Origin of the sequence: Bradyrhizobium sp. dw_78 (assembly GCF_018449525.1) — a bacterium.
Lineage (GTDB): Bacteria > Pseudomonadota > Alphaproteobacteria > Rhizobiales > Xanthobacteraceae > Bradyrhizobium.
On record NZ_JAAVUS010000008.1, the window covers coordinates 14,066 to 38,495 of the forward strand.

At 59.9% G+C, this 24,430-nt stretch carries 22 protein-coding genes; 21 read left to right on the forward strand and 1 reads right to left on the reverse strand.

Annotation, left to right across the window (positions count from 1 at the left end; genetic code table 11):
• The first annotated feature begins 14 nt into the window (after positions 1-14).
• Positions 15-836, forward strand: a complete 822-nt coding sequence (locus HB630_RS20015; protein ID WP_213774019.1) for an SDR family NAD(P)-dependent oxidoreductase — start codon at positions 15-17, stop codon at positions 834-836.
• A complete protein-coding gene (locus tag HB630_RS20020) occupies positions 772-2,664 on the forward strand; it encodes a GMC family oxidoreductase N-terminal domain-containing protein (RefSeq protein WP_213774020.1) in 1,893 nt (630 codons plus the stop codon). Before HB630_RS20015 ends, HB630_RS20020 begins: the two co-directional genes overlap by 65 nt.
• Before the next feature lie 382 nt (positions 2,665-3,046).
• On the opposite strand, the gene HB630_RS20025 is transcribed toward HB630_RS20020, so the two are convergent.
• Positions 3,047-3,670, reverse strand: coding sequence for a hypothetical protein (locus HB630_RS20025; protein WP_213774021.1), 624 nt, complete (start codon positions 3,668-3,670; stop codon positions 3,047-3,049).
• 347 nt (positions 3,671-4,017) lie between these two features.
• On the opposite strand from HB630_RS20025, the gene HB630_RS20030 reads away from it, so the two are divergent.
• From HB630_RS20030 to HB630_RS28685, 19 genes are all read left to right on the forward strand, one after another.
• Entirely contained in the window at positions 4,018-4,521 is a 504-nt protein-coding gene (locus HB630_RS20030; protein WP_213774022.1) for a sigma-70 family RNA polymerase sigma factor, read from the forward strand.
• 96 nt (positions 4,522-4,617) lie between these two features.
• Entirely contained in the window at positions 4,618-5,577 is a 960-nt protein-coding gene (locus HB630_RS20035) for a FecR domain-containing protein (RefSeq protein ID WP_213774023.1), read from the forward strand.
• Positions 5,578-5,735: 158 nt separating this feature from the next.
• Positions 5,736-8,183, forward strand: coding sequence for a TonB-dependent siderophore receptor (locus HB630_RS20040; protein ID WP_213774024.1), 2,448 nt, complete (start codon positions 5,736-5,738; stop codon positions 8,181-8,183).
• A gap of 680 nt (positions 8,184-8,863) precedes the next feature.
• Positions 8,864-9,568, forward strand: coding sequence for a TonB family protein (locus tag HB630_RS20045; protein WP_213774025.1), 705 nt, complete (start codon positions 8,864-8,866; stop codon positions 9,566-9,568).
• 195 nt (positions 9,569-9,763) lie between these two features.
• Positions 9,764-10,273, forward strand: a complete 510-nt coding sequence (locus HB630_RS20050; RefSeq protein ID WP_249780942.1) for a sigma-70 family RNA polymerase sigma factor — start codon at positions 9,764-9,766, stop codon at positions 10,271-10,273.
• Positions 10,274-10,374: 101 nt separating this feature from the next.
• A complete protein-coding gene (locus tag HB630_RS20055; RefSeq protein WP_213774027.1) occupies positions 10,375-11,331 on the forward strand; it encodes a FecR domain-containing protein in 957 nt (318 codons plus the stop codon).
• Between the two features lie 119 nt (positions 11,332-11,450).
• Positions 11,451-13,904, forward strand: a complete 2,454-nt coding sequence (locus HB630_RS20060) for a TonB-dependent siderophore receptor (RefSeq protein WP_213774028.1) — start codon at positions 11,451-11,453, stop codon at positions 13,902-13,904.
• A 195-nt stretch (positions 13,905-14,099) separates the two neighbouring features.
• Complete coding sequence (locus tag HB630_RS20065; protein WP_213774029.1) at positions 14,100-15,296, forward strand: PepSY-associated TM helix domain-containing protein; 1,197 nt, start codon at positions 14,100-14,102, stop codon at positions 15,294-15,296.
• A complete protein-coding gene (locus tag HB630_RS20070; RefSeq protein WP_213774030.1) occupies positions 15,293-15,499 on the forward strand; it encodes a hypothetical protein in 207 nt (68 codons plus the stop codon). Before HB630_RS20065 ends, HB630_RS20070 begins: the two co-directional genes overlap by 4 nt.
• Before the next feature lie 140 nt (positions 15,500-15,639).
• On the forward strand, positions 15,640-16,146 hold the full coding sequence (locus HB630_RS20075) for a sigma-70 family RNA polymerase sigma factor (RefSeq protein WP_213774031.1): 507 nt from the start codon (positions 15,640-15,642) through the stop codon (positions 16,144-16,146).
• 98 nt (positions 16,147-16,244) lie between these two features.
• Positions 16,245-17,180: a FecR family protein gene (locus tag HB630_RS20080; RefSeq protein ID WP_213774032.1), complete on the forward strand. Its 936-nt coding sequence runs from the start codon at positions 16,245-16,247 to the stop codon at positions 17,178-17,180.
• A gap of 224 nt (positions 17,181-17,404) precedes the next feature.
• Positions 17,405-19,810, forward strand: a complete 2,406-nt coding sequence (locus HB630_RS20085; RefSeq protein WP_213774033.1) for a TonB-dependent receptor — start codon at positions 17,405-17,407, stop codon at positions 19,808-19,810.
• Between the two features lie 350 nt (positions 19,811-20,160).
• Complete coding sequence (locus HB630_RS20090) at positions 20,161-20,484, forward strand: hypothetical protein (protein WP_213774034.1); 324 nt, start codon at positions 20,161-20,163, stop codon at positions 20,482-20,484.
• Positions 20,485-20,505: 21 nt separating this feature from the next.
• A complete protein-coding gene (gene exbB, locus HB630_RS20095) occupies positions 20,506-21,591 on the forward strand; it encodes a tonB-system energizer ExbB (protein ID WP_276571617.1) in 1,086 nt (361 codons plus the stop codon).
• Positions 21,592-21,595: 4 nt separating this feature from the next.
• Positions 21,596-22,102 carry a TonB system transport protein ExbD gene (gene exbD / locus HB630_RS20100; protein WP_213774035.1) on the forward strand — a complete coding sequence of 169 codons (507 nt, stop codon included), beginning with the start codon at positions 21,596-21,598 and terminating at the stop codon, positions 22,100-22,102.
• Positions 22,099-22,905 (forward strand): energy transducer TonB, encoded by an 807-nt coding sequence (locus HB630_RS20105; RefSeq protein ID WP_213774036.1) that lies wholly within the window; start codon positions 22,099-22,101, stop codon positions 22,903-22,905. Before exbD ends, HB630_RS20105 begins: the two co-directional genes overlap by 4 nt.
• Positions 22,902-23,606, forward strand: a complete 705-nt coding sequence (locus HB630_RS20110) for a hypothetical protein (protein ID WP_213774451.1) — start codon at positions 22,902-22,904, stop codon at positions 23,604-23,606. Before HB630_RS20105 ends, HB630_RS20110 begins: the two co-directional genes overlap by 4 nt.
• A gap of 100 nt (positions 23,607-23,706) precedes the next feature.
• Complete coding sequence (locus tag HB630_RS20115; RefSeq protein WP_346656115.1) at positions 23,707-24,213, forward strand: invasion associated locus B family protein; 507 nt, start codon at positions 23,707-23,709, stop codon at positions 24,211-24,213.
• Positions 24,174-24,335, forward strand: a complete 162-nt coding sequence (locus HB630_RS28685; protein ID WP_276571618.1) for an invasion associated locus B family protein — start codon at positions 24,174-24,176, stop codon at positions 24,333-24,335. The genes HB630_RS20115 and HB630_RS28685 overlap by 40 nt, the downstream gene beginning before the upstream one ends.
• Positions 24,336-24,430: the final 95 nt, after the last annotated feature.

A 24,430-nucleotide genomic window follows, 5' to 3' on the forward strand; every position in this document is an offset into this window, starting at 1 on the left:
TTGGAGTCTTGAAATTGTCAGCAAGCCTTGCGTCCCATCTTGAGATTTTCGACTTAAAAGGAAAGACTGCGGTAATTACCGGCGCGGGATCGGGTCTTGGTCGTGTGTTCAGCACCGTGTTGGCGGCCTTTGGTGCGGACATTCTTTGTGTCGATCGCGATTTTGCGTCTGCACAACAGACGTCGGGACTGATCACTGCAAACGGCGGGGAAGCGACGCCGCATTGCGTCGATGTGACGGAGACTTCGTCGGTCAAAGAGTTCGCACAGAAGATCGTCGTCGAGCGGATCCCGGTAGATATCTTGATCAATAACGCAGGTATCGCGAGCGCGCCGAGCAGGCTTCATGAATTGGACGATGAAACGTGGAACCTCGTGCTTGACGTCAGCCTTAATGGGACGTTTCGTAGTACACGTGCATTGCTGCCAGCGATGTTGGCGCGAGGAGGCGGGTCGATCATCAATATCAGTTCGATTATGGGACTAGCCGGTTTTTTTCCCGGCTTTCCGGGTATCGCGGCGAGCTACAGCGCTGCAAAAGCTGGCCTCATTGGCTTAACGCGCCAAATCGCAGCGGAGTATGCCGGTGACAACATACGATGTAATGCAATAGCGCCGGGCTGGCATCAAGGCACCAACCTCGGAGCCCGCCGAAGAGCAGCGGCCTCAGACGATGTTGTCCGCGCCTTTGACAAGGCGATCACGGACAATACCCCCATGAGACGCAAGGGCTTTCCGGAGGAGCTCCGTGGCCTTGTGGTCCTTTTGGCGAGTGACGCGTCGTCTTTCATCACAGGGCAAGTATTCGTACAAGACGGTGGATGGACCTCCGTTTGAGCAGACAAGGATCCGGCGCCAAGACTGCGAAGCGCGGATCATCAACAAGTCTGCCGATATCAAATTCGGGGTGCGGCATCGCCGTTATTTGGGCTCGCTAATATTGGAACGGAAAGTGCTTGGTGAAGAAAAAGAATGGACCCACATCGTCGTTGGTGGTGGTTCAGCAGGATGCGTGTTGGCAAATAGGCTTTCAGCCATTCCAAGAAATCGTGTTCTGCTCATCGAGGCAGGACCCGACTTACGCCCCGGAGCTGAACCTCCGGAGATCTTGAGCCCGTCTCCCGCGGTTATTTTCCACGGCACTCGTTACCTTTGGCCGAACTCGCGCGTGATCCCATTCGCCAACAGGTCAAAGACCAGGTTTTACGAACAGGCACGGGTGATCGGTGGCGGGTCCACCGTCAATGTACAAGTGGCCAATCGCGGAATTCCGGCCGACTATGACGGATGGTCGAAACTAGGCGCCACCGGCTGGGATTGGGAGAGGGTCCTTCCTTATTTCAAAAAGCTGGAGCATGACCTTGACTATACCGGGCCGCTGCACGGCAACGACGGGCCAATTCCAGTCAGCCGGGTCATGCGCGATAATTGGCCGCCATTTTCAAGAGAGCTCGCGGCAACCCTCGAAAATCACGGCTTTTCCGACATTTGCGACCAGAACGCCCGGTTCGAAGACGGCTACTTCGCGATTGCATACTCGAATGAATCGAACGCCCGCGTTAGCGCTTCAATGGCGTATTTAACTGCAGAGGTGAGGCAACGCGAAAATCTCGAGCTGCTGACCGAAACGTGTGTTACGCGATTGATCGTGCAGAACAGGGTGGCCGTCGGTGTTGAATATGAGCGCGGCGGAAAGCGGCTGCGTGCGCTAGCACATGAGGTAATTCTTTGTGCTGGCGCGATCAGAACGCCTAGTCTGTTATTACGCGCTGGTATCGGACCTGGCGAGGACCTTCGAACTCTGGGAATCGAGGTTGCTCACCATTCGCCTGGGGTCGGAAGCAATCTTCGCGAGCATCCAGGAACTCACATCTGCGCCTTTGTCGACCCAGCTTTCCGGTCGAGCTTGTCACCGAAATCTGGTCAAATTGCACTCCGCTTCTCATCCGGCACAGAAGAGCACGATGTGTCGGACCTCTACGTAAATACGGGTGCGATGTCCGCCTGGCATGGTGTAGGACGGCGGCTGGCTTATTTCTACCTCTGGCTAAACAAGTCGCATTCAAAGGGTCGCGTTACGATAGCCAGCGCAGATCCTCATGCCGCTCCAAGAGTGGAGGTGAACCTGCTTTCCGACGAACGCGACGTTGCTCGTCTCGCATTCGGATTCAGGAAACTCGCGCAAGTCGTTAAAGGTATGGAGAACCGCGGCATTGTTCACGACTCCTTCCCAGTTCGTTGGAGCGCAGCCGTTCGATTTGTTACCCAGATTAATAGCTATAACGCGGCTATAATGGGTGCATTAGGGCGATCACTGGACGGTCCAGATCAAATACGGCGGTTTGTCATCAGGAGATTGATCGCTAACGCACCGCCGTTGAACGCACTTCTCGATAGCCCTTCGAATCTGGAGAGATATCTTTCGCTCAATGCGAGCAGTGTTTGGCATCCATGCGGCACCTGTAAAATGGGAAGCGATTCGGATCCTATGGCGGTAACGGACCCACAAGGTCGGGTTTACGGTATCCGCAATCTCCGGATAGGAGATGCATCGATTTTCCCGAACATCCCGCGCGCGAATACTAATATTCCAGTGATTATGGCAGCCGAAAAAATCTCGGACGGCCTGATCGCTTCAATCCGCTGGCCCAATTCGTCAAGCTAAGCGCTCTCTGGTCGGAGAGGTGAACGGAATTGCGGACTGTCGGCGCCGATCATCAATCAGTTTCCATTCCAGGTCGCGAATTGCAAGTTACCTGGTTTGAACTTGCTTAGAGGGCGCTGAACAGGCCGCTATTTGGTCGTTAAGATAGCGACGGATCCGCACAATGAGCGGTTTTGGAATGCGGTGAGAAAGCCCGAGCGTTTGTCACGGACGTCTCCCCGCAATCGCCAATTCATGCGATATCGGCGCAGGCGATCTGGAAGGGGCGCGTTTCGCTTTTTGGAAAACCATTTCGAAGAGATCGGGTGTTGCGCCTCCCCGCAACCAAACTTACAAAGCAAAATCAATAAATCAGATCGCCTTTGGCCAAGAGTTTGTAGTTTTATTCTGAGTGGCGCGCCATTTGCGTACAAAACTGCGAACATTTCCGTTCGTGTTCTGTTTGCTGCTCGATCTGCGCACAAGTATCGTCGCAGCGTTGCGCGGAAATGGTCGAGAGCATTTCCGAGTTTATGGTTTTATTCTTCAATGCTTGAGGGTGTAACGCCGCTGCATCGGCGAAGAACATTGGGCCTAGCGCTTGGTTCTTCGGTCTCTTCCTTGTCTTGGTCATGTTCAGGCTTCCCTCGTCCAAGGAAAACGAAGGAAGTCCTGAGCGGACGTTTGCAGCTTTCGCGAGGTAGAAGCGGCTGGACCGGGCTGGAGTCGAGAGCGCAGTCCATCTTCCAATCGTTGACTGTCGCCGCCCAGCCGCGCAGACGCGCGTTGTTTTTTTCGCCTCTGTATCAGAGTTATTCTTGGTGTTTGCGGAGGGACGGCGGTTTCTGCGCAGCCGGCTATAAGGTTCGAATGATCTCGAGAGCGGGAAAGCATGACGCCAGAGCATGGCAGCTGCTGATTGAATCACAACCGAAGTTCTAGATTCTTTTTTCGACGCGTTTTCCTCACGCCAACTGGTATCCACTTCGCTCGTAAGCGCTATGGGTAACAACAGCGGCGCTGTCATAATGCAGTCCATTGTTGCCACCCAAGCGTGACGATGTGTCGATATCCTGCGGCCATTCAATCGACTTCGGTGCGCGCCGGCATGCTGCCGACCATATTGGCGTAATCCCATCCCGCGCATTTGTATCATTGATAAAACGCGATGCGTTCCCGCGCCCTGTTGTGAGCCTACTTTCTGCTGCGGAATAATTTGAGAGGTGCCAACATAATGCTTTATGTCGCCAGCTTAGAACGACTCTAGATCATTCCGATTGCAGCGGAATTGGCTCTCGATTAATCGGGAAGGAGCAGCCGCGCAACTTGTTCTTGGGGATGTCTCGTGTCCGGCGATGCGAAGGGGTTCGGGCCGTGATCTGGGATATTCAAAACCTGTTTCGGCGGCATAATGCAGAGCTTGGGCGTTTTCTGCGCCGCCGCGGCGCATCGGCCGACACGGCGGCGGATCTGGTGCAGGAAACCTTTCTGCGCGTCTTGACGGCTGCGCCCGCGACGCCGGTGGACAATGTGCGGGCCTATATCTTCCGTACGGCCAATAATCTTTCGATCGATCTTGCGCGGCGGCAGCGCCTATTGCCTTGTGTCGACAACGCGGACGACGTGCTTGGCCAGCTCATTGACGAGGCTCCGTCCCCGGAGCGGATCGTGCTGTCGCGGCAGGAACTGGCTGTCGTTCAGGCCGCTCTGGACGCCGTTCCTGTCACCCCGCGCGAGGTCTTCCTGCGGCGCGCCGTTGACGGCCAGACTTTTGATGAAATCGGGCGGGCACTCGGCATTCCGACCAAGACGGCTTTCAGCCAGATGGTCCGGGTGATGATGCATCTCAAGGCCGCGCTTGATCGCGCGCTCTCGTAATTTCACCATCAGAAATCTCGCACTTTGAATCGTCTCTAGATAAGAGGGAGACGGAAGACGGCTGCTTTCCGTCGCCGACAGCAGGAGCGCGCCTTCATGGGTCCGAATTCGGATTGGACCGGCAATCAAGACCTTGATGATCTCGATCCGATCGCGCGCGAGGCCGTGGCCTGGTTCGCGCTTATGCATGCCGATCAGGTGGCGAATGCCGATCGCGCCTCGTTTCGGGCCTGGATGCGCCGGGATCCGAGCCATCGTGCCGCCTATGAAGAGGTCGAGCGTTTATGGGCAGGCGTGACCGATCTGCCAGTCGCCAAGGCTCGCCGCCGCAAATCGGGTGCGCAGATGACGCGCCGGACGCTCGGCAAGGCCGTGGTCGCGCTTGCCGTCGGCGGCGGTGCGTGGGCGATCTCACGGCAGTTTCCCTTGGCCGATTACCGCACTGCGACGGGCGAGCGCCGCCTCATTACCTTGCCCGACAGGTCTACCGTCGACCTGTCGGCGGCCAGCGCGTTCTCGCTTGATTTTCGTCCGGATCTGCGACTGGTCACGCTGCTGGCGGGCGAGGCGTTCTTTTCCGCAGAGCCGGATCGAACTCGGCCGTTCGTGGTGCAGGCGGGGACGGGACGGACCATGGCGATGGGGACCGAGTTCAATATCGATTATGTCTCAGACGACGACGTGCGCGTCACGGTTGCCGAGCACGCCGTCGACGTCCGTCTCGGGGCCGAGGATGTCCGGATCGAAGCCGGAACGCAGGTGGCTTACGGCCGCAACAGCATCGGCGCTCCAGCCGCAATCGATCCGGCCACGGAACTGGCATGGCGGGAGGGACGGCTGGTTTTCGTGTCCGCCCCATTCGCGCGCGTGGTTGCGGCGCTGAACCGTTGGCGGCGCGGCAGGTTGATCGTGATGAGTCCGGCGCTCGAGGCGCGGCCGGTCACGCTGATCGTGGACCTTCAGAAATCCGGCGACATTCTCTCCACGCTCGAAACCGCCCTTCCGATCAGGCTGGTGCAGCTCACGCCCTATCTGACGCTCGTTTTCGCGGTTTGATCGATTCCAAAAAGAAAAGCCATTACGCCATCAGAAAGCGCGCGATGTCCTTCGTCTGAGTGGATGAAGTTCGGACCATAAGGGCCGGCTTGGTCACGGGGCGGGGTATTGGGATGATACGGCGGAATCTGTTGTTGCTTGGTGCCGGAAAGTGGCGGGTGCATGCGATCCTGCTGGGATCGACCGCGTTTGCGGGTCTCTTGATGTCGATGCCACCGGCCTTCGCGCAGCAAGCAGGGCCGTCGGCAAGTCCGCCGACGGCATCTGCAAGGCGCTCAGAACGGCAAATCATGTTTGCAGTTCCGCCCCAGGCGCTCTCGACCGCAATCGTATCGTTCTCGCGAGCGGCGAATATCGACCTGGTCTTTGACGGCGCCATTCCTGCCGGGATTCGGACGCAAGGCGTATCGGGCGCCTTCGCGTTGCGCGATGGCTTGAACAGATTGCTCGCCGGTACAGGATTTTCCGCACAGGTTGCAGGTGGACGCACGGTTCGGCTGATCAACGCAAATGCTGCGAATGTCGGCGGCCCCGGCGCGGTGCCTGCGGGAGCCATCCCGCTCGATACGATCGATGTGCAGGGCAACAGTGCCCAATCGCCTTTTGGCCCTGGTGTCGGCTATGTCGCGACAAGAAGCGTGACGGCCACAAAAACTGACACTCCAATTGTTGAGACGCCCCAATCAATCTCGGTGACCACGCGACAACAAATGGACGACCAGCAGCCGCTTAATGTCGGACAAGCCGTCTCGTATTACAACGCAGGGGTTGTCGGCGAAGATAACTCGGATTCAAAACAATCCGATCAAATCGTAACCCGTGGCTTTACTTCCACCAACTATGTCGACGGTCTTGCCACTCCCGTCGGAACGTTCGTGCAGCCAGCCTACGATCCATACATGCTTGAGCGTGCCGAAGTCCTGAAAGGGGCAACAGCCGCCGTATACGGCCAAAGCTATCCGGGTGGCATTCTTGCGCTAACTACGAAGCGGCCGACCGACGATCCGTTTCATGAGGTGTTTGTTCAAGGGGGAAGCTACGGGCGGATTGAGAGCGGTTTCGATACGGGCGGCCCGCTCGACGCAGACAAGCATTGGCTCTATCGGGTTACGGGCGTTGGCTTCGATAGCGGCACCCAGGTCGACCACACCAATCTCAGCCGTCTTTCTATCGCTCCGGTCATCACTTATAAGCCGGACGATTCGACAACTCTCACGGTTTTCGCAAACTATCGATATGATCCAAATGTCGGATTCTGGAACAAGCGTCCGTTTGCGGGGTCGTTTGTGCCGAACGCTGCCGGTTATAGAATCCCGGATAATTTCTTCACCGGCGACCTGGGCTTTAATAAACTGGAGAGCAAGCAAGCCTCCATTGGCTATTCGTTTGAGCACAAGTTCGACAACGGCTGGACGGTTCGCCAGAACCTCCGATATATGCACACAAGCTGGTTGTTCGACAGCGTTCAGGATGACTCCATCACCGGTACAACGATCGTCCGAGACAAATTCCAGGATATAAACAGCTACGATAGTTTTCAGGTCGATAACCAGGATGAGAAATCTTTTGATACCGGCAGCCTGCATCACAAGGTTCTATTCGGGCTAGACTATCAGCACGTCGACTTCGCCGACAAAGAAACGGACGCTGATGCGCCGTCGCTCGATTTGCTCAACCCAAATTATTATCAACCTCTCCCCGCATATACGTCGGCCGACACCTATATCGATACCCGCCAGAAGCTTGACGATCTTGGTATCTACGCGCGCGATCAAATCGCTCTCGGCGGTTGGCGAGCATCGCTCGGCGTCCGTGAAGATTGGGCCAGTTCTTCAACGACAAATCTTCTCAACAATGACGCCCTTCAAACACAGTCGAACGCTGCCACGACGTGGAATGCGGGCCTCCTATATCTCTTTGACAACGGCATTGCTCCATACGTGAGTTATTCCACATCGTTTTTACCGACCATCGGGACTGACGCAAGCGACACGGCGTTCAAGCCAACAACGGGGCAGCAGTACGAGGCCGGAATAAAATACCAGCCCACGTTTATGAACGCGCTCTTCACAGCGGCCGTGTTTGACCTCGCCCAACAGAATGTTCTGACGCAAGATCCGAATAACAATAACAATCAAATTCAGACAGGCGAGATACGTTCTCGGGGCTTCGAGCTCAGCGCGAGAGCGGGTCTTACTGAACATGTCGATCTAATCGCGTCATATGCTTACATTGACGCGAAGACGACAAAATCCAACAACGGGGATGTTGGCTTCCGGCCTGCCGCGATACCCGAAAACAGCGCGAATCTCTGGGCAACATACAAGTTCACAGATGGTATGCTGGCCGGTTTAAAGCTCGGCGGAGGTGCTCGTTACTTGGGTAACACGGAAAATACGGCGAACACTTATACCATGCCTGCTGTTACCGTGTTCGACGCGATGGCGAGCTATGATTTTGGCGCGAAGAACCCGTCACTTAAGGGATTGTCCTTGGCCCTCAACGTAACAAATCTGTTCGACCGTCAATATATAAGCTTCTGCACAAATGGTTGCTATTACGGACTGCGCCGCAACGTTCTCGCGACCTTGAAATATCGCTGGTGAGTGAAGGAGCCGCTGATCTGGAATTATAACCACGATGGCGTCTATACTTGTGACGAATGGAAAAGATGCGCCGATCAATTGTTCCCGTTGGTTCGGGCCGAGGTTCTAGCTGCCGCCTGACGAGCAGTGGGAGCGCTACCGTCGGCGTTTCTGCACCCCAATTCAACGCGCTACGGTATCTCTCATGGCGCGCCGCGAACCTGTCTTCTCCCGACGACATTCGATTCCTGAAATAGCAATCAAGGCTTTAACGAAGCTGCGGCGGTGCGGATCTGCGGGCCGCCGTAACAGGTCACGGACGACACGGCGTCCGATGTCTTCGAGAGCTTCTAATCCCGGTTCGGCCCGGACGCCTTGAGCGTCACTTCGCTAAGCCGTAGAGGTTGCTTGGGACGTCCGGTTATGGCGTCTTGATGACGGACGGAGCAGGAAATGCTCGACATCGCGTTGTTGCGATCGGCGTTCAAGGCCGTCGCAACGCTGCAACCGATCGATACGCTTCTGACCATGCAGGCTGAGCGGCCGGGCTTGAGGTGGATGTGAACAGGTTGGCTCCGGCAGTTCGGCAACAGCGGCGGTCCGGCTTTGGCGTTCTCGGACAATGCGTTGCGCCCGGTCTTGCATTAGCCGGCCATATCAGTGTGGCGCTCGCCATGATGCCGATATGGGCGGCCAGGCCAATGGTTTCCACGGGCAGCCCGCCGCAGGCGATCTTCGCGGATCTTGTACCGTCGTCCTCTGTTCCGGAAAGCCTGTCCGATCCGCAACCCGACGCCGCTACGATCGACAATGTGCGAGCAGCAGACGATGCCGCAACCACGCCCTCGAATGCGGCTGCGGAAAATCCCGTCGCGTCACCGCTGGCGGCAATTGCGCCGAGCCCGATCGGCCAGGACGCGGCGCCCAAAAATTTGCAAGTCAAACCGGCGCAATTGCCGAAACCGGCGCGGAACAATAAGGCGTCTAATCGCCCTGTTCGCATCGATGTCCGCTCTGACGCATCGGTTAATGGTCTGGTGCGGGGCGACAATGGCATGGATAGCCCGACGGTCGAGCCGGCGCGGCAGACGTTCGGATATACGGCATCGGTCACGGATCTTCCGTCGGCGTGGAAGAGCAGGCTTCTCGCCCATCTCGAACGTTTCAAGCTCTATCCCGAAACCGCCAAAGGCCGGCACGAGGACGGCGTCTGTCTGCTCAGCTTCACGCTCGATCGAGACGGCCGCGTGCTTGATTTCTTCGTCGTCCACAGTTCCGGATCAAATGAACTGGATGCGGCGGCCCAGGCAATGATCGAGCGCGCTTCGCCATTGCCAGCCATTCCGGAGGACATTCCGGGCCAGACGGCACAGCTTGTCGTTCCGGTCCGATTTACCGTGAGATAATACACGGGCTGCGCTTGCGCGGCCGTCGCGGCAAGCAATGGCAAGCGCTTGCGGCTTATTCGCGAAGAAATTTAGAAACAATATAAACTATCGGATTTGCGGATTAATGGCCGATCGTCTACCGCTTGATCGAGCGGGATCATGTGAAGATCTCACGGACGCGCCGATCTTCGTATGACTTCTTGAGCAACTCGCATGAATGCCCGGGCGATTGATCTAGCAGGCCTATATGTGTCGGAGCAGAGCAAGCTTCGACGCCTGATCAATCGTATCGTCGGCAACCGGACGACGACCGAGGATCTGATCCAGGACACGTTCGTCAATTTGATGGGGCCCTCGGCCAAGGTTATCATCAACGACGAAAAAGCCTATCTCGCCCGTGTCGCCCGTAACCTGGCGATCGATCACCGCCGCAAGCAGCGACCGTTGGTCAGCCTGGAAGATGCGGAATTGTTTGCGCTCGCCGATTCCACGCCGTCGGCGGAAACGGTGGTCGCGGACCGGCAGGCTTTGCTGCTAACTTTCGAGATATTGGCTTCGCTTCCCGAGCGGACACGCAAGGCGTTCGAGATGCATCGCCTTGGCGAGCACACCTTGGCGGAAATCGCCCGAACGTTGGGCATGTCGAACGCCCACGCCGGCCGGCTGGTCCTGGAGGGCTATCGCGCCGTTCGCGACCGTCTGCGCGCCCAAGGTATCGAATAATCTTCGCTCGACGCGAGAAATTACCGAACCTATACCGTCTACGATGACGTGAGTCCCGCCTGACTTGCAGCAATGTTCCTATACTGGATCGATATCCCGCCATGGCGGCGCCGGCCGAGAGCGAAGACATCTGGAACGAAGCCATGGCGCTGCTGCTGAACTGGCAGTCCGCGCCGGACAGTGAAGCAATGCGCGAGACGGTACGTCGTTTTTGCGCGCAAAGCGCCGAGCATCGCGCTGCCTGGGACGAGGCGAGGCGGGTCTATCGGCTCACCGGTGACGCGGTCGGCGCCAAAAAGCGGGCCGGCAGCGCGCGGAAAAATCGCGCGACCAGCCGGCGGGATGTGTTGACGGGATTGGGCGTTGTCCTGGCTGGATCGGCCATTCTGAAGGGGCCCGACATCTGGCGTCGCTGGCGCTCCGACGCCGTTACCGAAATCGCAGAGATCAAGCGGCAGCAACTTCCGGATGGAAGCTGGCTGACGCTCGGCCCGGACAGCGCGGTCGAGATTGCGTTTACGCCAGCCATCCGAAGTATCAATCTGCTCGAGGGAATGGCGCTCTGCGAGGTCGTCAAGGAGTTCGACAGGCCTTTCGAGGCGCGGGCCGGTGAGCTTCTGGCAACGGCCGTGGGCACCGTGTTCGAGATCAGGCAGAACGGTGGCCGCAGCCTCGCCGGGGTCGAGGAAGGACAAATCCGTGTTACGCTAGATGAAGAGCTCAAAAGCGACAGCGTGACGCTCGGCACCAATGAATGGATCGCGGCCGGACCTTCCTCTGGCCAGCTTCAGCGTGGTGTCCGCGGTCCTGGCCAGACGGCGGCTTGGCGCCAGAATCTTCTGGTCGCCGATCAGGAGCAGATTCGTTCGGTGGTGGCGGAGATCGGCCGCTGGCGCCGAGGCGAGATCGTGATCCCGCAATCGAGCCTGGCTTCGGCGCCGGTGAGCGGCCTGTTCGATCTCGCCGATCCGGACGCCGCGCTGGCGGCCGTGGTCGGCCCGTATGGCGGCAGGGTCATGCATCTGTCGCCGTGGCTGACGGTTTTGACATCGCTCTAAAAATATCGCGTGCAGAGGAGAAATTGACGCGGCTTTTCCGTCGAGACTAAGGAGGCTGCATGAATGCGCGAAAGCGGTGCATCGCAAGCCTGCCATGGAATTGATTGGAGAGGCCGAAGATGCGTTTTGCGGGGGCGTTGGGGCGTCGTTATCTCGGATACAAGGCGGCGCTGGCCTTGTTCGCCGCAAGCTCGGCACTGTCAGCCGGATTTGCTCAGGCGCAAGCACAAACTTCGGCGCCGACGTCGAATGCGGAGCGCGCGTTCTCCATTCTGGCCGGCCCGCTCTCGGCGGCGCTCGTGGCATTTGGCCGTCAGGCTGGCATCCAGATCAGCTACGTTCCGTCGATCGCTTCCGGCCTGACCACGGCCGGGGTGTCCGGACTGTTGACGCCGAACGCCGCGCTCGCGCAACTTCTGGCCGGCAGCAAGCTCTCCTATCGCTTCACCGGCGCGCGCACGGTGCTGATCGAGCAGCCCGGCAGCGGCCCGGTGACGGGCGCTGCGCCGGCCGGCGCCATCCCGCTCGATACCATCGATGTGCAGGGCGGCGACGGCGACGGCACGGCGGGTTATGTCGCGACGAGGAGCGTCGCCGGAACGAAGACCAGCACGCCCCTGATCGAAACGCCGCAATCCATTTCGGTGGTGGCGCGAAAGCAGATGGACGACCAGAACGTCCAGAATGTTCCGGAGGCGTTGCGTTACACGTCGGGCGTACTCCCCGAGCAGCGCGGCGTCAGCGAGACTGGCCTCGAATATCTTTATGGCCGGGGATTTCTGATGGACACCTATCTCGACGGATTACGGCTTCCGTCCGCAAACACCGGCTCGACCGGCTACAACGTTGTCGCGGTCGACCCTTATTTTCTGCAGAGCATTCAGGTTCTGCACGGCCCGGCATCCGTGCTCTATGGCCAGGCTTCGCCCGGAGGCGTCGTCGATCTCGTCAGCAAGCAGCCGGCGGCCGAGCCTCTGCATGAGATCTTTCTCCAGACCGGAAGCTATGGCCGGATCCAGAGCGGTTTCGACATCGGTGGCCCGGTCGACCAAAGCGGACAGTTTCTCTATCGCCTGACGGGCGAGGGGCTCAACACCGGCACGCAGGTCGATCACGTCAACAATCAGCGCGTCGCCATCGCGCCTTCGGTCACCTGGCGTCCTGATAACGACACCAAGCTGACCGTACAGGCAAATTACCAATATGATCCGGAGGCCGGATTCTACAATTTCGTGCCGGCGGTAGGAACGGTGCTGCCGAATATCAACGGCAAGATTCCCCTAAATCTCGATCCCGGCGATTCCAGCTTAGACAGGCACAGCCGGACCCAGGAGTCCTTCGGATATCAGTTCGAGCACCGTTTCGACAATATCTTCACGGTAAGGCAAAATTTCCGCTATCTCACCGTCGACGACAATTTAAAAAATGTATTCGGCAACGGTCTGGCGGCAAACCAGACGACGCTCAATCGGTATTCCTTCGTCAACGATGAAAATCTCAATTACCTGACCATCGACAATCAGTTACAGGCCGATATCAGCACCTGGATGCTGCAACATACGATTCTCGTCGGCCTCGATTATGCAAGAACGACGGGAACGGAAGCCTATGGGCTGGGGGCGGCGCCAGGCCTGAACGTGTTTGCGCCGGTCTATGGCATGAACATCGCCACGCCGGCATATTCCGGAATTGAGCATATCGGGCAGGATCGGCTCGGCCTTTATGCGCAGGATCAGATCAAGATCGGCGGCCTCCGTCTTTTGATTGGCGGCCGGCAGGATTGGTACAGCGCCACCGATCACGAGCTGATATCCGACTCCACCCAGCTGCAGAACGATCATCCCTTCACCTGGCGCACCGGCGCTGTCTACGAATTCGACAACGGCATCGCCCCCTATGTCAGCTACGCGACCTCGTTCCAGCCGGATGAATCGACGACCTATACCTATGCTCTTTTGCCGCCGACGACTGCCCAGCAATATGAAGGTGGAATCAAATATCAGCCGGCCGGCTCCAGGAGTTTCGTTACCGCTGCTGTCTTCGATCTGACGGAGCAGAACGTCGCGACGACGGACCCCAACCACCAGAACTTCAGCATTGCGACCGGCGAAATCAGGTCGCGTGGTCTCGAGTTGGAAGGTCATTCGAATCTGACCGACAACATCGAGCTGATCGGCGCCTACACCTACAACGACGCGCTCGTCACCCAGAGCACCACGACCAATCTCGGCAAGGTTCCGACCGGCATTCCGAAGAACATGGCGTCGCTGTGGGGAACCTATCGATTCACCACGGGCGCGTTGACAGGGCTGCAGCTCGGCGCCGGTGTCCGCTATGTCGGATCCAGCTGGGGAACGACAACGAACACGTTTGAGGTTCCCGACTACACCCTGGTCGATCTGGCCGTCCAATACGACCTCGGCACGCTCACCCCGACGCTCAAGAATTATCAGGCATCGATCAATGCGACGAACCTGTTCAACAAGGAATATGTCGCCTCCTGCGCGAGTTTGACGAATTGCAATTTCGGCCTGGGTCGAACGGTGCTGGCGAAGTTGGTATATCGGTGGTGATAGGCATGGCGCGTCCAGGCGGACTTGAAAACCGGTCGTGAGGTTGGAAGCAGGTTAAGGGGCGGATGGATGAAGTTCTTTGAAGGGTTCTAATGAATGCCGGTCCGTGCCGTGCAAAAATGAACAGAATCCTGATCGTATGTGGCGGCGTTGCGTGATAATCGCTAGTCAAACGGGCTTCGGTAAAGACATCTCATGACACGAGTGACATTTCGAAAATGGTTCTGGGTCCACAAATGGTCCAGCCTTGTGTGTACGGCGTTCCTGTTGCTGATCTGCGTCACCGGCTTGCCGCTGGTTTTCAATGACGAAATCGGCGACTGGCTCGATGACGGTCTTCCCTACGCCAGCGTGCCGGCCGGCACGCCCAATACCAGTCTCGATCATGTCGCGGCCTTGAGCCGGCAGATGTATCCGGGCCAGATCATCGTCTCGATATTCGTCGATGACGACGAGCCGAAGATGGTGGTGTTCATGGCGCCGTCCTGGGCGGCGTTCAACGCGGATCGCAAGTCCGGCCACTGGATCAAGTTCGACGCGCGGACCGCGCAGGTGCTCAAGCAGTCGAAGCCGCTCAGCCAGGAGAGCCTGACATTCCTTGGCACCATGCTCAGCCTGCATAGGGATCTGTTCGCGGGGCTTCCCGGCGAACTGTTCATGGGAACGATGGCGCTGCTGTTCGTGGTCGCGATCGTCTCCGGCGTCGTGATCTATGGGCCGTTCATGCGCAAGCTCGATTTTGGCACGGTGCGGGCCGATCGTTCGCCGCGGCTGAAATGGCTTGACCTGCACAACATGCTCGGCGTGGTCACGCTGGCCTGGGCGCTGGTGGTGGGGGCGACCGGCGTCATGAACGAACTGTCGACGCCATTGTTCGCGCTGTGGCAGCAGACCGATGTGAGGGCCATGCTTGCTCCGCTGCGCGGCAGACCGGTGCCTGCAGAGTCCGAATTGAGTTCGCCGCAGGCGGCGTTCGATGCCGCGAGGACCGCACTTCCCGGCATGACGATAAGCAGCGTGGTGTTCCCCGGCGCGCAGTTCGGCTCGCCCTATCACTATTTGCTGTGGGCGAAGGGGCAGCAGCCGCTGACATCGCGGCTGTTCAGTCCCGTGCTGGTCGATGCGCGCAGCGGGAAGCTGGATGGTGTGGTCGCGATGCCGTGGTACCTGCGTGCTCTCGAAGTTTCGCGGCCGCTGCATTTCGGCGATTACGGCGGGCTACCGCTGAAGATCATCTGGGCGCTGCTCGACCTCGTGACCATCATCGTGCTTGGCAGCGGGCTCTATCTCTGGCTATCGCGGCGCAACTCGCCCGCCGCGGCGGCCGATGCGGAATTGGTGGCGAGCCATGCGGCATCCTTGCCCGCGCTATCCCGGGAAGCCGCCGAATGAACAGAAGAGGTGGCTCGGCCAGCCGCGTGTGGCGCTGGCCGATGGTGCTCGCAGTATTGACGGTGTTCGGCCTGCTGTCAGCGTTGCTCGGGCAAGGCGGCATCTGGTGGGCCTTGTCATGGGCCGCTCTTGCGAGCCCGCTTGTTGTCATTCTGGCCTGTGTCTGGATGCGCCGGCGCGCGGTTGTGGTCGCCGATGAATAGGTGCGACCATGGTCCGACAAATTTAGAGGGCATCTAAATTATTGCATTTGCGCGACAATCATCCATCCCTTACTTGGCGAAGGAGCGGCCCGGAGGCGGTGGCATCGCCATCGCTTCGAAGCTTTGTTCGAGTGAACGTGATGCGCGCCCATGCGGTTGATCTGGCTGGTCTTTATACGTCCGAGCACGGCCGGCTGAAGCGGCTTGTCGGCCGGCTGGTCGGCAACAGGGCGATGGCGGAGGATCTGGTCCATCAGGCCTTCGTCAAGCTGCTGGGCCAGGCCGATCGCGACGACTTCGCCAATTGCCCCGCTTATCTGACCAGCGCGGCGCGCAACCTTGCTTTCAATCATATTCGCGACACCGCGCGGCACGCCGAGGTCAAACTTCCGGATGCGGAATTTCACGAGATTGCGGACACGTCCGCGTCGCCCGAAATCATCGCGCTTTATCGCTGTGAACTGAGGCGCGTGCTCCACGCCGTGATGTCTCTGCCGCCGCGTCGTCGTGAGGCGTTCGTGCTGAACAAATTCGAAGGCATGAGCTATGACGAGATCGCCCTGCGCCAGGGCATATCGCGCAATACCGTGATCTCCCAGATCGTCAGCGCGCTGACTGACCTCGACCGGCTGGTCGGCCAGCGATAAAAAATCGCGCCCCGCGCTCCATTGGATATCTGTTTCCGGGTGTCATAGTGGATAGGGGCGGTGTACGGGCACCGGCCGGTTTATGCAGGTGGCAGGGAATGCAGGACGATGCGGCCGATCCCATCATGAGGGAGGCGCTGGAATGGTTTGTCCGCCTGCGGGATGAAACCGTCGGCGACGATGACCGTCGCGGGTTTCTGGCATGGCTCGATCGGGACGAAAGCCATGCCGCCGCCTGGGCCCGCGCCCAAGCGCTGTGGGATCGGTTTGATATCGCACAGCCGGAGTTCGACAAGTTTCGGCGCTCGCAGGCCGTCCTGAGCCGCCGCCATCTGTTGGCGGGTGGCATGATCGTGCTGGCGGGAGGCGCCGGCCTCTATGCTTTCGGCCGCCGTGACCTGTTCGCCGATCACGTCACCGATATCGGTGAGCGGCGTACATTCACGCTCGCGGATGGCAGCATCGTCGAGCTCGGAAGCTATTCGGCGCTCTCGGTGAATTTCTCCGCGTCGTCGCGGCGATTGCAATTGTATCGCGGCGAGGGCTTTTTCGATGTCGCGGCCGATCCGCAAAGGCCTTTCATCGTCGGGGCCGCGGGCGGCGCCATCAAGGCGCTTGGCACGCGCTTCGATGTCAAGTCCGTCGGCGATGTCGTCACGGTGACGGTCAGCGAGCACATGGTGCAGGTGAGCGCCGGTTCGACGCTCGGCATTGACGTCGGAGCGGGTTTTCAGGTCAGCTACGGCAGCGGCGGTATCGGCGGGGTAAGCCCGGCCGATCTCGATACGTCGGAAGCGTGGCGGCAAGACCGCATCGTGTTTCAGGACGTTCCGTTGCGCCGTGTGCTGGCGGAGCTGGAGCGCTACCGGCATGGCCGCATCGTGCTGGCCGACAGCAGTATCGGCGATATTCCCGTCACCGCGATTTTCGATACCAGGCAGGCGGACAGCGCCTTGCAGACGATCGCGGAAACCTTGCCGATCCGCGTGCTTCAGGCGACGAACTACATCGCGATCGTCTACCGCGCCTCCTGAGATGCACCGTCCCGTTTAGGGGCATTCTAAAAATGATCTGCTGAAAAGGCCGAAGCCGGGTCATTAGGTGGCGTCCGCCAAGTGTCAACCCCATTGAGAGCGATGGCCGCACCTGCGGCCGGAAGCCGTGACGACAAGGTGGGGCGATGCGGAATGAACGGGGCGATGCGCGTGCGGTCAAATGGGCGCCAAGGCGGGCAGGGGGCTCGAGGCGGCCGGTGGCGATGTTTGCGTTATTATGCACGACGGCGCTGATCGATTTGTCCGGATCGCCGGCGATCGCGCAATCGCAGCCAGGCACGGCAACCGCGCAGTCCTTTGACATTCCGCCGCAACCTCTGTCGCAGGCGCTGGTTCGCTTTTCCAAGGTCGCGGGGCTGCAGTTGTTCTTCGATACCAACATTACGCGCGGCGTCAATTCGCCCGGCGTGCAGGGGACGCTGTCGCAGTCCGAGGCGCTGGGCCGTCTGCTTGCAGGATCTGGCCTCACCTATCGCTTCAACAACGCCAACACCGTCACGGTGCAGCGGCCAGGTGTGACGGCCGCTGGCGCCGCACCCGCGGGCGCAATCAATCTCGACACCATCGATGTCCAGGGGGCGTCGAGCACGTCCACGCTCGGCGCTCCGCCACCGGCCTATGCCGGTGGGCAGGTCGCGACCGGCGGCCAGCTAGGCATGCTGGGCAACCGCAGCGTTATGGATACGCCGTTCAACGCAACGAGCTTTACGGCGAAGACGATCGAGGATCAGCAGGCGCGCAGCATCGCCGATGTCCTGAACAACGATCCATCCGTCAGGAGCATCTGGTCGCAAGGAAGCTATACCGATATTTTCTATATGCGTGGCTTTGAAGTGTTCTCAGACGACATTTCGCTGGGCGGCGTCTACGGCGTGCTGCCACGCGAATTCGTATCTCCGGATATTGCGGAAAGAGTTGAGGTTCTCAAGGGGCCATCGGCGTTGCTGAACGGTCTCTCTCCAACCGGCGCCATTGGCGGTTCGATCAATATCGTACCCAAGCGTGCGACGGATGATCCGATCACACGCCTGACGACCTCCTACAGCTCGATCTCGCAGTTCGGAACGCATATCGATGTCGGACGACGTTACGGCGATGACAAGGAATGGGGTGTTCGGTTCAACGGGACGTTCAAGGACGGCGACACCGCCGTCAATGGTCAATCCCAGCAGTTTGGCGATGCAGTCCTCGGCCTCGACTATCGCGGAGAACGGTTCCGGGCTTCCGCCGATCTTGGCTATCAGAACGACAGATTTGATTCCCCAGCCCAGCCGTTTTACATCGATCCGGGCATTCCGGTGCCGAAGGCTCCGGATCTTTCGAAGAATGTTTTTCCGCCGTGGTCCTATTGGAGCAGCGAGAACGTCTTTGGCGTCGTCCGGGCTGAGTACGATCTTACGTCGGACTGGACGGTATTCGGTTCGGTCGGCGCGAGAAACAATGATTTTACGGTCTTGGCCGCACAGCCCTCGATCACCGGGATCGGAGGCGCCATCGAGACCTCTCCTTACCTGTTTCCGGCTCGCACCGACACCCGCACCGCCCAGGGTGGATTGCGCGGAACGTTTGACACCGGCCCGATCCACCATGCCGTGTCGTTCATTGGAAGCTGGTACGACCAGTTGAACGGCAGCAACATCTTCTTTGGGCCCACGATCGCGACAAATCTTTACAGCCCGAACTGGGGACCGGCTCCGGGCTTTCCCGGATCCACCGGCAGCACGCCGCGCACGGCTACCACAGTCCTGTCAGGCGCCGCTGCCGCCGATACCCTGTCGGTTTTGGACGAACGTATTCAGTTGACCCTGGGCGTCAGGCAGCAGCAGGTCGAAACCGCGAACTACGATCGAACTTCGCAGGCCGTCACCACGTCTTACGACGAGGGCGCCACAAGCCCGGCTGTTGGGTTGGTCATCAAGCCGCTGAGCAACGTGTCGCTCTACGGAAATTATATCGAAGGCCTTCAGCCAGGATCGATCGCCCCGGCCGGAACAGCGAACGCCGGAACGTCGTTGGCGCCCTACAGGTCAAAGCAGTATGAAGTCGGCACCAAGGTCGATTTCGGGAAGATCACCGCCACACTCAGCGCGTTTCAAATCGAGCAGCCGAGTGCGGTGACCGATCCGGTCACCCTGATCTACGCCCTTGGCGGGCAGCAGCGCAATCGCGGCATCGAAATCAACACCTTCGGTGAGGTCACAAACGGCATACGCCTGCTGGGCGGTGTCACATTCATTGATGCGACATTGACTGAAACTACGGACCCCACCACGCAGGGCAAGGATGCGCCCGGTGTCCCGAAGGTCCAGCTGAACTTTGGCGGGGAATGGGACACGCCATTCGCGCCAGGCCTCACTTTGACGGCGCGCGCGATTTATACGTCGTCGCAATATGCCGATTACGCCAACACGCAGCAGATTCCGGACTGGACGCGGTTCGATATCGGCGCGCGCTATACGTTCCAGGGGCCGAACGGCAAACCAATCACCATCAGAGCGGATATTCAGAACCTGCTTGGCAAGAACTACTGGGCCAATTCGGCTCCTGACTATGGCCTCGCGCTGGGAACTCCCCGGACCTACCTCGTTTCGACAACTTTCGATTTCTGACGTTCAGGTGGCCGGGATGGATTTGCCGGGCTGCAAATCTGACCATCGGGTGAACGGAAGGGAGGATCGCGGGCCTGATTTCGAACCGGAATCGGGCCGATGAATGGCTTGCATATTTTCAAAAAAATATGCCGCCGAACATGAGGGAAAAGGCGGTCTCGGTCGTCATAACAATGTGGGAGTTGCGCGCAGCTCCCGGAAGGGTGCGAACAGCAGGACACGCCTTCGGATGCGGCCGGGAAACAGCTCCCGTCTTCGTACCGGGTCGCGTTCTAAACGATTGAATTGCTGCATGAAATTGTCGTCCAAACGCTCGCATTGCGGTCGCTCATGCCTCTGATGAGGTGTTGATGGAGGCCGGACCCCCCAACGTTGTTCGGGAGGCGATGCGGCCGTTCTGGTCGCTTGCGCTGTTCGCGGCCCTGACCGGGACGGTCGGCGGGCTTGCCGCCGCATGGCTGCTCGCGACCGTCAATCAGGGCCTGACCGGTGCAAACGACGGCATCTGGTCCCTGCTGGGAAGCTTTGTCGGCCTTGGCGTGGTGAGCGTCGGCGGCGCGCTAGACGGCACGGCGCAGGACGAATTGCACAAGCATGCACGGCATCGTTCCTCCGGATGCAGATCGCAGGCCCGCCGGCTTGCTCCAACTGGCTGGCCGGCGTTGCAGCTCTAAAAAGGCAAGATGAGAGAACCAATGCACAGCATGAACATCGCCAGCATCGTGGATATGTCGGGACGGCGGAACAGTTTGACGACGTGCGGCAAGATGATGCGCAAGGTCTCGGGATTGATCTTTGTCATGCTGCTGGCCACGCCGGTCGCGGCGCAGGACAACGCGCCGGTGTCCGGGCCCGCGGTAATGTCGCAGGGCACCGTGGCTTCACCAATGCCGGCCACGGCGGCGGCTGCGCCTGCTGTCGAGAACTCCGGCGAGAACGCCGGAGCGGGTTCGGCGCCGGCCGGTCAGCTGCCGGTAGCTGTGTCGTCGTCATCTGCGGTGACGGCGTCGTTGCCGCAGGATCTGTCCCCCTGGTCGATGTTCAAGAACGCCGACATCATCGTGAAGATTGTGATGGTTGGGCTGGCGTTTGCATCCCTGGCGACGTGGACGGTGTGGCTGGCCAAGGGTCTCGAACTGATTGCCGCCAAGCGCCGGGCACGAAGTGCGGCGCGGAAACTGCAGCGTGCGGAGAGCCTTGAGCAGGCGCGGATAGAGATCGAGGCCGGCTGGACGCGGCAAGGCCCGGTCGCGGATCTGGTACAGGCAGCGGTGCGCGAAACCAGGCGCTCGACCGACCTGTCAATCGAGGGCATCAAGGAGCGGCTTGCGATCGCATTGTCGCGGATCGAGGCGAGGGCTGGACGCGGCATGGCGCGCGGCACGGGCCTGCTCGCGACCATCGGCGCGACGGCGCCGTTCGTCGGCCTGTTCGGTACGGTGTGGGGCATCATGAATTCATTCATCGGCATTTCGCAGTCGAAGACGACCAATCTCGCCGTTGTGGCCCCGGGTATCGCCGAGGCGCTGCTCGCGACCGCCATCGGGCTTGTCGCCGCGATTCCCGCCGTCATCATCTATAATGTGTTCGCGCGTGCCATCACGGGCTATCGGGCATTGCTGTCGGATGCTTCGGGCGAGGTGTTGCAGCATTTGTCGCGCGATCTGGAGCGGCAGGCGCTGAGCGCCGCGCTGTCATCCCCGGTTGCTTCAGGACCGGCGGTGGGCCAGCCGGAGCGATCCGCCGCCCGCGCAGCGTCTCATCTGCGTCCCGCGGAATAATCCAATGGCGGTTACACTGAAAGACCCGCAGGACGGTGATCTTGTCGAGGTATCCGACATCAATGTCACGCCGTTCATCGACGTGATTCTGGTGCTGCTCATCATCTTCATGGTGGCGGCGCCGTTGTCCACCGTCGACGTCGCGGTGAACCTGCCGGTCTCGAACGCGCAGCCGCAACCGCGGCCCGACAAGCCGGTGTTCCTGACCGTGAAGCAGGATTTGAGTTTGGCGCTCGGCAACGAAGATGTTGCGCGTGAGACGCTGCAATCGACGCTGGATCAGCAGACGGGTAACGACCGCGACCAGCGCGTCTTCCTGCGGGCCGACGGCGCGGTCAGTTATCGCGACCTGATGGCCGTCATGAATCTCCTGCGCGACGCCGGCTATCTCAAGATCGCGCTGGTCGGCCTCGAAGACACTGGACAGGGCAGCGGCGCGGCGGCGGGCCAGCCGCCTTTTGCGGGCGGCGCGATCCCGCCGGCAACTCCGGCGAACGGTGCCAAGCGATGATCGATTGGCGCGATCCCGATGGCCGCTGGTTGCAGAAGGTCCCGGCGTTGACGGTGTTGTACTGGAGCGCCGCAGCTCTGGTCATCGCCGCCGCGCATGGCGGCGTGGTCTGGCTTGCGCTGAACTGGACTCCGGCCGAAGCCGCGCCGGGAGAGCCGCCGCCTGCGGTGATGATCGAACTGGCGCCGATTGCGGTCGCGCCGGAGGCGCCGCCGCAAGACATTGCACCGGGCCCGCAGATGACCGAAGCCCAGCCCGAAACCACGCCGGACATTCCAGACAAGCCGGACATCAAGCTGCCTGAGCTGCCGAAGCTCGATCACGCCGAAGCGGTATTGACGCCCCCTCCGCCGCCAAAGCCGGAGGAGAAAAAGAAGCCGCCGCCGAAGAAAGATGTCGAACGCAAGAAGCCGCGGGATCCCGATAGGCCGCGAGCGCCTCAGACCACCGCACCGCCGACCTCGTCGGCGCAGCGCGCGGACCGGTCGGCTGCTCCCGCCGCCGGCGCGGCCGCCATGCCGTCGATGTCCCAGGCGTCGTGGAAGGGCGCACTGATGGCGCATCTCAACCGTTATAAGCGTTTCCCGTCCGGCGCTGCCGGCGCCGGTACGACGATGATCGCGTTCACGATCAGCCGCTCCGGGCAAGTGTTGTCGGCGCGCCTGGTCCGGTCGTCCGGCGATGCCGCGCTCGACGAAGAGGCGGTCTCGTTGCCGCGGCGGGCCAGCCCCGTGCCCGAGCCGCCGCCGGATGTCGGCGGTGGATCGATTACGCTCGCCGTACCGATCCGCTTCAATCGATGAAACTGAAAACGAAAACTCTCATTCCAAGGCAGGAACGACAGGAGGGAAATATGACGTGCATGCCACAAGGCCTTGATGCGTTGTCGCGTTCCCGGTTGCGCGCCCAGGCAGTATTGCTCAAGGAAGCGGGACACGATTATGTTTCAATCGGGATCCAGCTTGGCGTCACGGCGGTCGCCGCGCGCGACCTGTGCCTGCGGGACCGACAGCAGGCGAGGCGGCGATCAAGCAGGTCCGGCCTCGTGCTTTTGCCACAGGGCGTCATCGACCTGTTCGTAAATGGATCCTACGCCGCGCTTGTCGCCCGCACGATGTCCGCCAGGATGCGATATCTTGCGAAGATTGGTTCGCTTTACACGAAAACGGAGTTGTTGCGTGAGCGCGGTGTCGGTCGCGCGACCGTGACCCGTGTTCAGAACTGGTTGGCGGCCGAGGGGTATCGCTTGCGCCGATCCAGCGAATCGGTCGCCGAGGCGGTCTGCCGCGACAGGCGTTACAATCCACGGCACCTATCCCAAGTTTCCTCCCAAGGCTCTGATCGAGTCTCCTGGCGGCCTGAGGTCGGCGGCGCAGCTGCCGGTTCGGCGCAGCGTGGCGCGGCGCGACCGGCTGTCGAGCCGTGGAACAGATATGAGCGGCATGAGTCTCCGCCGATCTCCGATTATGAGAGCGGTCCATCACTCTCGGAATCGCTTCACTAACCAGCAATTCGCCGATGCCTGCCGTCGTATCCATTATTCAAAGCGTCGCCTCCAAAGGTTTCCTTCCATGCATCGCTCGCGCCTTCTGACTTTCGCTGCGGTGATCTTCGCCATGCTTGCTGCGACGAACATGGTGTTTGCCCAACAGAATTCCGCAGACGATCAATCCGACGCTGCGGCTCCAAAAACGGACCAGGCCAAGCGTCCGCCAGCGAAATCTCCGGCAAGGCCTCCCACGAAGTCCATTGTGCAAGCCAGTGTGCCGACGCCCGCGGCGCAACTGCCCAACGGGGCGTCGTCGATCAATGAAACCTATGCCGACTGGACTGTCGATTGCCGTGTCGTCGAGGGTCAAAAGCGATGCGTGCTGTCGCAAGCCCAGGGCAACAGCCAGACCGGACAACGCTCCTTCGCGATCGAGCTGCAGACGCCGAAGGAAGGCAAGACTGAAGGCACCATTCTGATGCCGTTCGGATTGAAGCTCGATACCGGCGCGCTGCTTAAACTGGACGACAAAATCTCGGTCAGGGACTGCGGTTCTCGACCTGCGTTCCGCAAGGCTGCCTGTTGCCGGTCTCTTTCCCGACGGTTGCTACCGACGCGATGAAGATCGGCAAAATCCTTGCCGTGGCATCGCTCAATCTGGCGAATGGCGAGCCCGTGACCTTCAACGTTTCGCTCAATGGATTCGCCGCGGCTCTTGACCGTGCCGTGCAACTCGGAAGCTGAGACGGCAAAGACCGACCGCTTCGATATATTCGATAGAGATACATTTCGCTTGAAATGCTCGTCGCGTCGGAATGAGCGATGTCGCAAATGATAGC